Here is a 13,673-nt window from a genome sequence, read left to right as displayed (position 1 = left end):
CACCAGATTGGCTTTGTTGTCGTATGACCGACCCGGCAGGAACCCGAGCACCCACGTCAGCCCTAACAAAAACCAACGCACCGAGCCGCACAAACCGATCTGGAGAGCAACCGGTGGGCCGTGACCAGACGGACCCCGGCGAGGGCTGCAGTGGGGCATCCCGGCGATGCTCGTCAGCGTCCCCTACCTCGCACCGCCAACGTGTGCACGATCCTGATCCGACCGTGGGGCCGCCCGAGTGGCTGCACTTGGTCGTGCTGTGGGGCCTCTGGAACGCTTTCAAGTTCGTTCTCAACGGTCCCGTCAGCCTGTTCCGTCTCGTGCGAGCGGTCATGCGTGAGCAGATGATGGCCCAGGCGGTGCGTCCGAAGGACCGGGTGCGGGTCTCCACCAACTCACGCTGCTGAACTGCCTCTTTTTATCATGCCGGCGTGGTCGTCCACATGGCCGGATCGACACTTCCTGACGTGCGATGGTTCGATGCACGGTCTGCGCGTCCACCTCGAACCGGCGGCCCAGCTGCACGAGGGCCAACCAGCTTGGTACAGCCGGGCGGCTTCCTTGGTCTGTGCAGAGTCCAGACCCGCGCGGCGAATGGGAACGCCGCGGCGTGCGAGATGGGCAGCCGCCGTCAGGCGGTGGATATGGAACTACTTGGCCAGCCCGCGCAGGGTCGCGCCGGCCTCGTAGGCAGCGACCAGTTGGTCGGCTTCGGTTGTCCGTCAGAAAAGTTTGAGCCATCTCACGGAGTGGACAGACTGGCCCCGGGAGTCCACAACACAGGGTTCCGGCGATCGCTTCGATGTCCGGTAAACCCCTCGCGACCCGCGAGAACACACGGTTCGTGCGCCGAGCCAAAGTTGTCAAACTCTCTACGTAGCTCCGCAAGAACGGAAACGAAACGTGATCCACCCCACCCACTCCGCTGGCAGGACCGTCCCCTATGCTTTCCACGACAAGGAGCAACCCTGGAGCGGCGAAGACCTGAATGCCGCGCGGGCTGAGCGGCGGGCGCCGCTTTGAGGCAAGAAAACAGCGACCCAACTCCGGGAGAGAGCAAAATGCGTGCACGAGAATTCGACATCAAACTCATCGACGCGGACATTGAAGAATTCAAAAATTTGCTCGATGTTTTCCGGGACGTATTTGACTGGGGTGATCATGATCACCCCGATGAGGAGTATCTCCTGCGCCTGTTGAAGGATGACAACCTGTTGGTCGTGGTTGCCAAGGCCGGAAACGAAGTGGTCGGCGGATTGACGGCCTACGTTCTTCCTGGTTATGAAGTGGCGAGGCCCAGTGTTTATGTTCATGACCTGGGGGTGAAGAAAAGCTTTCAAGGCCAAGGGGTGGGGAAAAGCCTGATAGGTCATTTGATGGACCATGCGAGGAATAATAATTTTCACGAGATCTTTGTCGACACCGAACAAGATGACAACGAAGATGTGATAGCTTTCTACAGGAAAACTCCTTTTGACGGCGAAACAAAAGTGCTGCAATATGCCATCAGGCTTTGATCTGGTGGCAAACCGACAAGCTTTGATGCGCGTGTGTTCGGCAATCGTGGGCCGATGTCGCGATGTGGATCAGCTTGCCGGGGTGGGCTGCTGCTCGGTGTCGAGTGCTCCCACTTGGCGAGGGCGGGGTGTGTCGTACCCGAATGACTCTCAAGGCAGATCGCTACGGTGGAGGATGTGGGGCCCGGACGTCGTCGCACGTTCCGACCCCGACCCGTGCCGATTCACAAGGTCCGCTCACTGATGACAGGAGTTTCCATGTCCCCTCGCAAGAAGAAGACCGCATCCAAGAACACCGGGCCGACCGTAACCCGTACCTCCTCGAAGGGCGCCCTCAGGCCGACGAAGGTGACGGTGCCCCGCATCAAACGAGCGTTGGCCGACATCGGTGTGAAGGCGAGTGACCGGCCGGACGGTTCCCTCTTGATCCTGACCGACAACAGCGTCATCTCCTTCTTCGTCTTCGCAGGGATGCTGAACGTCTCCATCCAGTGGATGTCCAACGCCTCGAGCCATTTGGAAGAGACGTTGTGCGTTGTGGCCGACTCGTGGAATGTGAACGACAGCACGGTGACCGCCGGCATCATCGTCTCGCCGCAGGAGGACATGGCGCGTCTGTGCGGGGCCATGAGGCTGCCGGTGGAGGTCGGGCTGACCGATGACCAGCTCGAACACTTCCTTCGTGACGCCATTGACGGATGCGGGTTCTTCGAGCGGTTCTTGGAGGAAACATTCCCGCAGACGCGATTCGACGCCCTGGCCCAGCAAGCCGGGATCCGGATCCCGGACCCCGCGGAGGAGATCCTCGCCGAGCTCGACGGGCAGCCCGAGGATGTCGTGGCCCAGCTGGTCGAACAGGCGCGTGCGGTCGCCGGCACCGACATGGAACAGGCGGTGACGCTCCTGTCGCAGGCAACCGAGATCGCCAGGGCAGCCGACCTGGATCCGGTGTCAACCGGCATCAACGATGTTTTCGCCGCCATGATGGAGAAAACCCTCGACCACCCGGGGATCCAGGGAACCCAGGAAGCCGCTCTCGGCCAGGCCGTGCTCGAAGTGCTCAGGACGGAGAGCCGGGAACAGGACGGCGACGAGCCGTTCTCGGGGGTGACCGGGGGACCGGCGGTTCCTGAGGGCGGGCATCAACACGACCACGGGATCCGGGAAATCCAGGATCTGGAGGACGAGATGCTGCGCCTGTTCGGGGCGGGAAACGCCGATTCCGCCGCGTCCGGCCTTCCCCGGATCACCTTCCCGCTCGTCCTGGATGCGCTGAGTGACGACTACGACTTCACCGAGAAGAACGGGGCCGCCGTGCTTTCGATCGGGGACAACGGACAGGAGATGATGGTCGCGGTGGAGGGTACGGAACTCGTCGTGACCTCTCGGTGGGACGGCGTGGACTGGAACGCCCATGACATTTCAGGACCGCTGACACTCAACGAGTGGAATGTGGAAAATCATGCGCTGACGCTGCACAGCGGCTTGACCGGTCGCGTGGGTGAGGCGGCAGCCACCGGGGAGGAAAACCGGCCGAGTGCCGCCGATTCCAGCTCCACGGAGTTCCATGATTTCCTGGATGACGTCATCGCCCGCGCCTCGTGGTGCATGGGTGCGGGGGCGACCAAGGACCAGATTGCCGACATGCTGGCCACAGCCGCTGATGAGGTGGAGAGCATCGACGATTTCCTCCGCGCGGAACTTGAATTGTTCGACGGCATTGACATTGATGCCGACAGGTGACGCGCCGCCCGGGAGAGCGGGCATGCCTCAACCAAGGATGGAAGGGTCGTGACGGTGCTGCAGATTGTCGCCATCGGCGTGGAATTGCTCAGAGGGGACACGCCGACGCGCCTGCTTCTCGGCTCGCAGCTGCGCTGAAGGATCCCGTCTCGGCGACCGCCCGGGCATACCGCAGGCCCTCGATGCTCAAGCGTTCGGGCATAACTCCACCTCATGACCTCGGTGTCCTGGCAGATGCCGTGAAGCTCACGTGCGGGAGGGGTCGGGGAGTCCGGTCTTGAGCGGGTATCGACAGGCGAGACGTTTGTTCCTACCATGGGGTGGACGAAGAGGAGTGCGTGATGCGCGATCTGCAAGGTGTTGCCGACACGCTGTTCATTCCGCTGGTCGCGCGGATCCACGTGTCCAGGAGATTCCCGGAGTATTTCTACGACGAGAAGGCGCTGTCGCTCGAAAACTTTGTTCCCGACGAGGGCATCCGGAGATCGTCCTCGGAGTACATGTACCTGGCCTCGGTGGCGCGGTACCGCAATTTGGATCGGATCGTCAGGGAATTCGCCGGAAGAAATGGGGAATGCAACGTCGTCAACCTCGGGGCCGGGCTGGAGACAGCCGCCTTCCGGCTGGCGGATTGCGGCGCGAGGTTCTACGAGATCGACCTGCCCGAGGTCATCGAGGCCAGGGAGAAGGTGATTCCCAAAGGCCCCGGCGAGGTCCTGATCGGTTGCGATGTCCTCTCCCTCGACTGGCTTCCACGCATCGATTCATCGATCCCGACGCTGTTCATGGCCTCGGGTGTGTTCCAGTACTTCCGCGAGGACGACGTCATCGGTCTCGCCCGGAAACTCGGGGAATCCCTGCTGGGCAGTGAACTGGTGTTCGATGCCACGGACGAGGTGGGTGTGAGGTACGCCAACAGATACGTCGAGAAGACCGGGAACACCACCGCCCCGATGAACTTCTACATCAACGACCCGGAGGCATTCGCCCGCGCATGCGGTGCGGAACTGCTCGAACAACGTCCTTTCTTCAAGGACATGGAGCCCGGTGTCAGGAGAAGACTCAAGATCGGATCACGCATCGCAATGATGGTGGCCGACCGCAAACGCCGCACGATCATCGTGCATCTCAAACTCCTGGGCAGGAAAAGCTGAGATCCCCGGGCTGCGGGCCGGGGCGGAAAGGCCTTGACGAGGGAACAACAGGTGATCGGCGAACACAGGAAGGACAGGTCGTTGCTGCGACCCGTCTCCCACGTGGCGGGAAAACGCGTAGGGGATTGACCTGACCCTTGGTCTCAGCCGGTCAGCGCGACCCCGGTGTGGGCGATCACCGCGACCAGCAGCGTCGATGCGGCCGCCAGGACAAAGGGCCGCAGGCCGACCTTCAGGAGGTTCCTGACCCTCACCCCGCATCCCAGACCGAACATGGCGGCCGCCAGCAGCAGGACCTGCAACGTCTCACCGGCGCCCAGCGCCGTCCCAGGCAACGCCACGAAGGAACGCAGCAGCACCATCGCCAGGAATCCGAGGATGAAAGGCGGCACGATCGGGGGAAGTTTCGTGCGCGACGCCCGCCGCCCGGGCACCTCCGATCGTTGAAGTCGGCGCTGCCGGAAACTCAGGACCGCGATCACGGGCGCCAGCAACAGCACACGAGCGAGTTTGACGACGACCGCGACGGCCAGCGCCCCACCGCCGATCACACCCCCGATCGCCACCACCTGGGCGATCTCGTGGGTGGAGCCGCCCGCCCACTTCCCGGCGGTCACGACATCCAGGCCGAGCAGGCCCGCCACGAGCGGCACGAGGGGAATCATCAGGGTTCCGAAGATCACCACCAGCGCCACCGCCGTGATGGTGTCCTCCTCGGCCTCGTCGTCCGGGTCGGTGACCCCGGCGGCCCCAGCCACAGCGGCGGCCCCGCAGATGGAGAAACCACAGGCGATCAACAAGGAGAGACCCGGGGGAACCCGCAACAGCCTTCCCAACAGAACCGTTCCCAGCATTCCGCCCGTGACTATGCACGCGACCACCAGCAGCATCGGCACACCCAGGTCGATGATGCTGGTCAGCGACAACTTGAGCCCGAGAAGGATGATTCCCGCGCGCAGCAGCTTCTTCGCCGAGAAATCAATGCCGGGGGAGAGGGCATCCGGCAGGCGGACGACATTGGTCAGGAGCACCCCCAGCACGATCGCGATGATCAACGCGCTGACACCGGGCAGGAACAGGTTGACCCCGTAGCCGATTCCGGCAGCGGCCAGGCACAACACACACCCGGGGAGCACCCTCCCAACCCGGGAAGAAACCGGGCTCTTCGTCGCGGGGGAGTCGGATCGTGCAGGCGTCATGAGCCCTATCATCCACCCAGGACCACATTTTCGCCCTCCCGGCCGCTGGAGATGGCCCGGAGGGCGCGTTTCAGCACTCCACGACGTTGACGGCCAGTCCGCCCTCCGAGGTCTCCTTGTACTTCGAGAGCATGTCCTTGCCGGTCTGGCGCATCGTCTCGATCACGACATCCAGGCTCACGGTGTGGCGGCCATCCCCCCACATGGCCATGCGGGCCGCGTTGATGGCCTTGCTGGCGGCGATGGCGTTTCGTTCGATGCAGGGAATCTGCACCAGCCCGGCGACCGGGTCGCAGGTGAGTCCCAGCGAATGCTCCATGGCGATCTCCGCCGCGTTCTCCACCTGGCGGGGCGTGCCGCCCAGGGCCTGCGCGAGACCCGCGGCCGCCATGGCCGAGGCCGAACCGACCTCACCCTGGCAGCCGACCTCCGCCCCCGCGATGGAGGCGTTCATCTTGATGAGGGAACCGACGGCGGCGGCCGCCAACAGGAAACGATGCACCGCCTGGCGTCTTTTCGCACTGTTTCCCTCCCGGTCCTCGGGGGAGAGACGGAAGGGGAAACGGCCATCCTGGTCGAGAGGAGTGAACATTCCGAAGGGCACTCCCGCATCCGGGCAGTAGCAGATAAGGAACCCCAGGACGGCGGGAATCACGCCGGCCGCGCCGTTCGTCGGGGCGGTGACCACGCGGTGGCCGGCCGCGTTCTCCTCGTTGACCGCCAGGGCGTAGAGATTCACCCAGTCCATTGCCCGCATCGGATCCGCGTAGGTGGCGGCCCATTCCATGGAGTCCGGGAGTTCGCGAGGCTGGCAGGTCTCGCGTTCACGAAGCCGTTTCGCCAGGATTCCGGCGCGGCGCAGCACATTGAGACCACCGGGCAGGATCCCGTGTTCCTGGAGTCCCGCGTCGATGCAGTCGAACATCGTGTTCGCCACGAGATCCAGATAGGCATCCACCTCTTCCTCGGGTCGCACGGCGACCTCGTTCTCGTAGACCAGCTGGGCGATCGACAGGCCGGACCTGTCGCAGGCGCTCAGCAACTCCATGGCCTTGCCGAACGGATGGGGAAGCACGGCCTCGGCATCATCCCCGTCGTCCCCGACAGGCTGGTCCAGGGGACGCACCTCCGGGGCCTGGGGGTCGTCGTTGGTCTGTTCCATGACGAACCCGCCGCCGATCGAGTAATAGGTGCGGCGCAGCAACGTCCCACCAGCGGCGTCGCAGGCGGTGATCGTCAAGGCGTTGACGTGATACGGCAGCACCGTTCTCGGGACGAAACGCATGTCCTTGGCCATGTCGAACGGCACCTGTCCGATCCCCGCGACGGGTAGCCGACCCGAGGAGGCAAGGGCAGGCAGCAGGGATTCGACCTCGGGAATCGAGACGGACTCGGGGGCGTGGCCTCCGAGCCCCAGCAGGACCGCCCGGTCGGTGCTGTGACCGCGACCCGTCGCCCCCAGGGAACCGAACAGGTTGACGGTGATGTGTCTGACCTCGTTCGCCCGCGGCGAGCCCGCCAGTTCCGAGGCGAAGGCCACCCCGGCGCGCATCGGGCCAACCGTGTGGGAGGAGGAGGGGCCGATGCCCACGCGGAACAGATCGACCACGGAGAGCGGGCGTGGGGAAACCGACGAGGCCGGTCTCGTCGCTGATACCGAGAGCGATTGCATCACTCAATTGTTCCACTTGGAGACGCTCAGAGCCAGAAAACCGGGGAAAACCGCGCCACCCCACACCGGTGTCCCGGCGAATGGGATGGGGCGGTGAGGTGTCCGGAGCGGAGCTGCGCCGTGAACCGGATGGTTTCAGGGAAGGGGTTGGCGGGTCGACGCAAAAGGTGCAGAGTGATCCCTGACAACAGACGTGATGAAAGGCCCGCGATGTCCTCTCAGCCTCCATACCAGACACCCCCACAGGGATACGGCCCGAACCAGCCCCAAGGTGGATGGGAACAACGGCAGCATTCCGGATTCCAGACCCCGGCCCACGGGACGCCGGGAAGCATCCAGCCTCCCGGATCCGGGGTCCCGTTGTTCGCGATCCTGACCATCGGGGCCGGTGTGTTGTCGCTCATCGGTTCGGTGGGGCCATGGGCGACAGCCAAAACCTTCGGGGTCGAAGCCACTGCAAGCGGTGTGGATACCAGGGCGTGGGGTGGCCTCGGGGTGGTTGCCCTCCTGCTCAGCGTCGCCATCGTGGTCCTGGCCGGTCTGTCCGGGTTCCTGCCGGCCATGAAACGACTGTCCTGGTCGATGGCCCCGGCGGGGATCCTGGGGCTGATCAACCTGATCATGGTTTTCAGTGCCATGGCAAACGTCGGCAAGGGAAACGGGCAGTACTACGGGTTGGTCCGGGCGAACATGGGGTGGGGCCTGATCCTGTTGCTGATCAGTTCCATCGCCGTCATGGTGCTGGCCACCATCCACGTGATCCAGATGGTGAACGCCAATCGCGGAGCCAGTGCCCACCCCGGTTTCGGGGGACCCGGCGGTCCGTACCAGCATCAGGGGGGACAGCAGGGATACCAGGGGCAGGGGATGCCGGGGCAGCAGGTCCCGGACGGATATGGAACACCCCAGGGCGGACACGGCCAGGGAGGCTACGGCCCCCAGGGCGGCTACGGGAGACAGCCGGGAGGTTTTGGAGGACAGCAGGGAGGCTACGGGCAGAACGGCTACTGACCGACGCCCGCCGTCGGGAAGGCTCACCCGAGCGAAGACGACGCTCTCCCAGCCGCTTCTCGCGGGTGGATTTCAGCGTGCCCGGGTGAACCGGCCGTTCAACCACGCAGCAGATCACGGCGGTCGAGCACGCACCCTCCGGCCAGGACCGCGACCGCGGCGCCCGTGGCGAGCAGCAGCACCGCGAGACCATCTGCCTCATCACCCGGGAGCTGACCGACCCAATCGAGGGGGGAGAACCGTCGTGCCCAACCGGGCAACTGCAAAATCTCCGCGAGCATCCCGACGACCAATGCCCAGATGGGAAACCCCCAGGACAGGAAACCCGATTTTGGAGCCACTCCGATGAGCAGGGAACCGAACCCCACCATGGCGAGTGCAGGGGCAAGGAAGGCGGAACCTGCGGCCAGGTCGTCACTCAGCGCCGCGGAATCGCCCGTCACCCACCACTGACAAAGCCCGAGCGTGGCGGCGGAGAGCAGCAGCACCACGGCGGTGACGAACAACGCCAGAGCATGCCACCCGAGCCACCAACCCCACCGGCTGGTCCTGCCGGACAGCAGCAACCCGAAACGGGCCCGGGACTCCTCCGAGGCGAACCTCAGGGCCACCGAGAGCCCTGCGGCGGCGGCCAGGACCGAGGCGAGCAGCAGACCGATCTGCGGGGCCAGGTCGTCCGCTTTCCCACCGAAGGCCGCGAGCAGGCCGGGATTCGCCGCGATCGTGCTGGCGAAGTCGTCGGTCATCAATCCCAGAAGCGCGACCCAGATCACCGATCCCAGCAGCCAGCCCAGCACCGCCCCGCGTGTGGAACGCCAGGCGAGCCCGGCAGGCCGGGACAGCAGACGCCCCGCCCCGGGGCGGCCGAGCCGGGCGGGAAGCAGCCCGGAGCCGAGGTCGCGATTGGCCGCTCCCAGCGCGGCGACGGCCGCACTTCCCGTGGCCAGCAGCAACAGCGAGAGCAGAGGCGGCCAGCGCAGGTCGTCCCAGGGACGGACCTCGACCACCCAGCTCATCGGGGAGACCCAGACACCGGACCAGTCCTGCGAGTCCACGATCATCCTGGTCAGGTAGCCGGCAAGGGCCAGCAGCAGACCCAGGCCATTCGCGGCCCGCGGTGTGCTGGCCACCTGGGCGGTCAGCAAACCCACTCCGGACCAGGCCAGACCAAAACTGGTCATGGCGAGTGAATATTCACCACTACCCGTCACCGGGTAGTCCAGCATCACCAAACCGGCCCAGCTGACGAAATCGAACACCGTCCACGAGATGATCAGGGTCACGAACGCCGCGGCCGGCACCGCGGTCCTGTGGATGCGGGTGGAGGTCAGCAGCTCCAGCACGCCGGTGGACTCGGGGGTGCGGGTGAGGCGGACGGCCAGCAGCACACCGACCAGGGGAAGGAGCAACTGCCCCATGAAACCGACCTCATAAGCGGTGATACCGCCCAGAACGTCAAGGTCGTAACCACGGCCGTTCATGGTGATCTGAGCGGGAGAGGCCCCCATGGTCGCTGCATAGATCGTCCGCTCGGTCTCCTCGCCGTACAGATCCTTCACCCCGGAAGCGATGGCGACGACCAGGGCCGCCAGCAGGGTGGGGGACAGGAGCAACCAGAGCCATGCGGTGCGCCACTGCATCCTGAACAGGGCCCACACCCCCGACCCGGCCCTCATCCAAGGCTCCCCTCGTAGCGCTGCCAGAACAGGTCGTCCAGGTTCGCAGGGGTTATGGTCAACCCACGGGGAGCCGATGACACGAGCGCCGAGACGACCGGCATCACGTCATCGGACGGCACCGAGAGATCCAGCCGCAGCGGGTCGTCGTTCGTCGCATGCACCGTTCCCTCCGGGAGGATTCCGTCGGGCAACGGGCGATCGAGCCGCGCCCCGATGCGCACGTGGGCATGGTTTCTGAGATTGTCGAGGGAATCGGTGACGATGGCGCGCCCGGCCCGGATGATCGTCACCTCGTGACAGAGCAATTCCACCTCGCTCATGATGTGGCTGCTCAACAGGATCGTGCGACCCTCGGCGGCGATCTCCCGGATCGTTTCCACGAAACGGCGTTCCATCACCGGGTCCAGGCCGGAGGTCGGCTCGTCCAGCAGCAGCAGGGAGGCCCGGGTCGCCAGAGCCGAGATCAGGGCCACCTTCTGCCTGTTGCCCTTGGAATAACCACCGACCCGGCGCCGGGGATCGAGCTCGAAGCGTTCGATCAGCTGGTCGCGTCGGCTCCGGTCCTGGCTGCCCTGGAGACGCCCCATCAGGTCGATGCACTCGCCGCCCGTGAGCCCGGGCCACAGGACGGTGTCGCCGGGAACGTAGGCGATGTGCTCGTGGATCAGCGGGGCGGCGCGCCAGGGGTCGGCCCCGAACACCGCGGCCCTGCCGCCGTTCAGGCGGATCTGACCCAGAAGGGCCCGGATCGTGGTCGACTTTCCCGCGCCGTTCGGCCCGAGGAAACCGTGCACGGTGCCGCGCCGGACCCTCAGGTCGAGGCCTGCGAGCGCCTGGACGCTGCCGAAACGCTTGGTCGCATTCTCCAACACGATGGGAAAGTCAGTTTCAATTGAAAGTAACTGTCGCATATGGTGATGGTACACCTCCTCAGTCGCGGTGCCGACCTGTGGCAGGATCGTGGACCAGAACGGGGAAGGGGCCGCGGTGGCAGGACTCAGACAGCGCAAGAAACAGGCCGCCATGCGGCACATCCAGCACACGGCTTTCGCCTTGTTCGAGGAGAAGGGCTTCGACAACGTCACGGTCGAACAGGTGGCCGAAGCCGCCGATGTGTCGCAGTCGAGCATCTACCGCTACTTCGGAACCAAGGAAGGGCTCGTGTTCCGGGACGAGTACGACGATGCGGTCTTCGGGACGATACTGGCGGAGCTCGAATCCGGAGCGACGATCCTGGATGCTCTCAACAAGGGCATTGGTGGCGTTATCGAGGAACACTTCCACCACGACCGCGACATCACCCTGGCCAGGACGAAGCTGTGGGCGTCGCACGAGGGCATCCGGGTGGCCGTCGGGTTGTACCTGACGAAACTCTCGGAACGGGTGGTCGAGGCCGTCGTGACGGGAGGGCGTTACGACGAGATGGAGGCGCGATTCATAGTGGCGGCGCTGGTGAACGGGATGCTGTCCGCCATCTTGAGCTGGCAGCAGGACGGGGCGTCGAGTTCCTTGGAGGAATGCATGGACCGCGGGCTGTCCGCCCTGGGTCGGGTGTTCCGGGAGAACTGAGGGGTGCGGCCGCCCCGGGGCCTTTGAGAAAGGACATAGGGTTGCGCCATGACCTTTTACAGAGGTGCTGACGGGACCGGACTGTGGTTCGACGAGGTCGGCCCGGCCGATGCCGAGCCGGTGATCGTGCTGGCCGGTGGGCCCGCCCGCCATCCCGCCTACCTGGGCGACCTAGCCGGGCTCGGTGGGAGCAACCGGCTGGTCCTGCCGCACCTGCGGGGAGTGGGGAAATCTCCCGTCGCGCAGGAACCCGGGCGCGCCACCTGGGTGGGGCAGGCCGAGGACATCGCCCTGCTGGATCAGGCGCTCGGGGGCGGACCCAAGCTGGTGCTGGCCCACTCGGCGGGGGCCCGGGTCGCCATCCGGTACCTCCAGCAGAACCCCTCGCGGGTCAAGGGCCTCGTGCTGATCACCCCGGCCGTCGACTGGCTGGTTCGCACCGTCTCCGACAGACCGGAGATCGCGGCGCGACGCATGAAGGAAGAGGCCTTCAGCGGAGCGTGGCAGTTCGTCACCGGTCCCAGGGGCTATCACGACGAACCGACGTTCAACCAGTGGCAACGGGCGATCGCCCCGGCGGGTTACGCCCACTGGGGGGAGACGGAGCAGGCCCACTCCAAGGTCGGGGAATGCCGACTGGAGGCGGCCCTGGCCTACCTTGAGGCCGAGCCCCCCGGCGATCTGCTCGACCGGCTCGGCCAGATCGAGGTTCCCGTCCTGGCCATCGCGGGGGAAAAGGACGCCCTGGTCGGCTGCTCAACGGTGCATGCATTGTCCGATGTTTTTGCCCGGGGCGAATTCGTGGCGATCGATGACTGCGGACACTACCCGTGGGTCGAACAGCCCAGGGCGTTCGCCTCGGTGATCTCGGGTTTCACCGACTCGCTCCTGTTCTTCTCCGGTGAGACGCCGGGTGAGGAACAGGAGCGAGGGCTTTTCTGACCGGAGGTCACTCCTCCTTCTTGCCGCCCTTCTCGTTGGGGTCGAGCATCAGCAGCAGCATCTTGCTGGGTTCCAGGGCGAAGACGGCGTGGGGGAGGCGGGTACCGAAGTGCAGGATGTCCCCGGGGACGAGCTCAACGCTCTGCCCGTCGGCGTCGATTCGTAGCCGGCCCTCGAGTACCTGGACCACGGCGGGCATCGCAGCGGTGTGTTCGCTCAGGGCCTGGTCCTTGTCGAAGGAGAACAACACCGCGCGGCAGGTCTCCGCCTTCATGATGGTGCGGGAAACGGTTGCGGCCTCGTTGATCTCGATCATGGGGGCCATGCCATGGACGTAACTCAGGACGGGATTGGTGGTCATGTTTTCCTTCCGGGTTCAGAGGGGCTTGCGGGCCGTCAGCGCGACCCCGCGCATTGATGATTCATATTTGGTGAAGGTCCGCCGCATCGACATGACCCTGCGACGCAGGTCGGGCTGGGCGATCAGGTTCTTCGCCATGCGCAACACCCCGGTGACTCCCTCGTCCGCGATGTTGCGGCCCAGCTTCAACAGGGCCATCGGGGCGGTGCTGGTCCACTCGACGACCAATCCGTGGTCGGTCAGCAACTCGCTCCACTGAGCCAGGGTCATGGGCCGGGCGTTGACGTGGATGGATCTGGCGAGGGCCTTCGAGATCTCCGAGCCGATCTCCGGGTCGATGTCGTCCGGCGCCAATCCCAGCTCGTGGATCGCATAAATACCGCCGGGCCGCAGGATTCGGACCGCCTCGGCGACGATCTCCGCCTTGCCTCGCGGACTCTGCATCGTGAGCATGGCCTCGCCGATCACTGCGTCCGCGCAGGCGTCGTCGAGCCCGGTTTTCGCGGCATCTCCCTGGCGGCAGGAACCGCCCGCCGGTCCCACCACCTCGTTGACGCGCGCCGCTGCCGTTGGGTCGCTGTCAACGCCCGTGTACGACTTGGGGGCCGCTGCGAGGATTTCCTTCGCGGTGCGCCCGAGCCCGGGGGCCAACTCGACCACGTCCTTGTCACCGAGGGAACAGCGCCCGAGCATGGCGCGGGTCAGACCCAACCCCCCGGGTCGCAGTACCCGTTTGCCCGCGCGAGCCAGCACCCAGTGCCCCGGAGCCGTCTCGGTTGGCCGATTTGCGAAGGGAAGCGATTCAGGACCTGTGTTCACTTGCGCA

General features: G+C 65.3%; 13 protein-coding genes. 7 read left to right on the top strand and 6 right to left on the bottom strand.

Translation table 11 applies throughout. The features are described 5' to 3' along the window. Positions 1 to 203: 203 nt before the first annotated feature. From ACO6D6_RS03850 to ACO6D6_RS03835, 4 genes are all read left to right on the top strand, one after another. A complete protein-coding gene (locus ACO6D6_RS03850; RefSeq protein WP_164722952.1) occupies positions 204 to 407 on the top strand; it encodes a hypothetical protein in 204 nt (67 codons plus the stop codon). A gap of 654 nt (positions 408 to 1,061) precedes the next feature. Further along, positions 1,062 to 1,517 (top strand): GNAT family N-acetyltransferase, encoded by a 456-nt coding sequence (locus ACO6D6_RS03845; RefSeq protein WP_484783373.1) that lies wholly within the window; start codon positions 1,062 to 1,064, stop codon positions 1,515 to 1,517. A gap of 258 nt (positions 1,518 to 1,775) precedes the next feature. Continuing rightward, positions 1,776 to 3,260: a type III secretion system chaperone family protein gene (locus ACO6D6_RS03840; RefSeq protein WP_484783371.1), complete on the top strand. Its 1,485-nt coding sequence runs from the start codon at positions 1,776 to 1,778 to the stop codon at positions 3,258 to 3,260. A 341-nt stretch (positions 3,261 to 3,601) separates the two neighbouring features. Further along, positions 3,602 to 4,414, top strand: coding sequence for a class I SAM-dependent methyltransferase (locus tag ACO6D6_RS03835; protein ID WP_484783369.1), 813 nt, complete (start codon positions 3,602 to 3,604; stop codon positions 4,412 to 4,414). Positions 4,415 to 4,557: 143 nt separating this feature from the next. Here the strand turns inward: ACO6D6_RS03835 and ACO6D6_RS03830 are convergent, their stop codons facing one another. Next, the gene (locus ACO6D6_RS03830) at positions 4,558 to 5,613 is read right to left on the bottom strand and encodes a YeiH family protein (protein WP_484783368.1); all 1,056 of its coding nucleotides are present in this window, start codon (positions 5,611 to 5,613) and stop codon (positions 4,558 to 4,560) included. 70 nt (positions 5,614 to 5,683) lie between these two features. After that, complete coding sequence (locus tag ACO6D6_RS03825; RefSeq protein WP_484783366.1) at positions 5,684 to 7,285, bottom strand: L-serine ammonia-lyase, iron-sulfur-dependent, subunit alpha; 1,602 nt, start codon at positions 7,283 to 7,285, stop codon at positions 5,684 to 5,686. A gap of 210 nt (positions 7,286 to 7,495) precedes the next feature. Here ACO6D6_RS03825 and ACO6D6_RS03820 point away from each other — a divergent pair, with 210 nt between their 5' ends. Next, positions 7,496 to 8,296 carry a hypothetical protein gene (locus ACO6D6_RS03820; RefSeq protein ID WP_484783365.1) on the top strand — a complete coding sequence of 267 codons (801 nt, stop codon included), beginning with the start codon at positions 7,496 to 7,498 and terminating at the stop codon, positions 8,294 to 8,296. Positions 8,297 to 8,394: 98 nt separating this feature from the next. On the opposite strand, the gene ACO6D6_RS03815 is transcribed toward ACO6D6_RS03820, so the two are convergent. Continuing rightward, positions 8,395 to 9,972 carry an ABC transporter permease gene (locus tag ACO6D6_RS03815; protein ID WP_484783364.1) on the bottom strand — a complete coding sequence of 526 codons (1,578 nt, stop codon included), beginning with the start codon at positions 9,970 to 9,972 and terminating at the stop codon, positions 8,395 to 8,397. After that, a complete protein-coding gene (locus ACO6D6_RS03810) occupies positions 9,969 to 10,886 on the bottom strand; it encodes an ABC transporter ATP-binding protein (protein ID WP_484783362.1) in 918 nt (305 codons plus the stop codon). Before ACO6D6_RS03810 ends, ACO6D6_RS03815 begins: the two co-directional genes overlap by 4 nt. Before the next feature lie 76 nt (positions 10,887 to 10,962). Between ACO6D6_RS03810 and ACO6D6_RS03805 the strand changes: the two genes are divergently transcribed. Together ACO6D6_RS03805 and ACO6D6_RS03800 are read left to right on the top strand one after the other, a co-directional pair. Beyond that, complete coding sequence (locus tag ACO6D6_RS03805; RefSeq protein ID WP_484783360.1) at positions 10,963 to 11,544, top strand: TetR/AcrR family transcriptional regulator; 582 nt, start codon at positions 10,963 to 10,965, stop codon at positions 11,542 to 11,544. Between the two features lie 48 nt (positions 11,545 to 11,592). Then, complete coding sequence (locus ACO6D6_RS03800; RefSeq protein ID WP_484783359.1) at positions 11,593 to 12,486, top strand: alpha/beta fold hydrolase; 894 nt, start codon at positions 11,593 to 11,595, stop codon at positions 12,484 to 12,486. A gap of 7 nt (positions 12,487 to 12,493) precedes the next feature. On the opposite strand, the gene ACO6D6_RS03795 is transcribed toward ACO6D6_RS03800, so the two are convergent. Together ACO6D6_RS03795 and ACO6D6_RS03790 are read right to left on the bottom strand one after the other, a co-directional pair. Continuing rightward, on the bottom strand, positions 12,494 to 12,847 hold the full coding sequence (locus ACO6D6_RS03795; protein WP_484783357.1) for a cupin domain-containing protein: 354 nt from the start codon (positions 12,845 to 12,847) through the stop codon (positions 12,494 to 12,496). Between the two features lie 15 nt (positions 12,848 to 12,862). After that, the gene (locus tag ACO6D6_RS03790; protein WP_484783355.1) at positions 12,863 to 13,666 is read right to left on the bottom strand and encodes a class I SAM-dependent methyltransferase; all 804 of its coding nucleotides are present in this window, start codon (positions 13,664 to 13,666) and stop codon (positions 12,863 to 12,865) included. Between the last annotated feature and the right edge of the window lie 7 nt (positions 13,667 to 13,673).

Source organism: Arachnia sp. (assembly GCF_057238465.1).
This window is presented reverse-complemented; position numbering and strand designations above follow the sequence as displayed.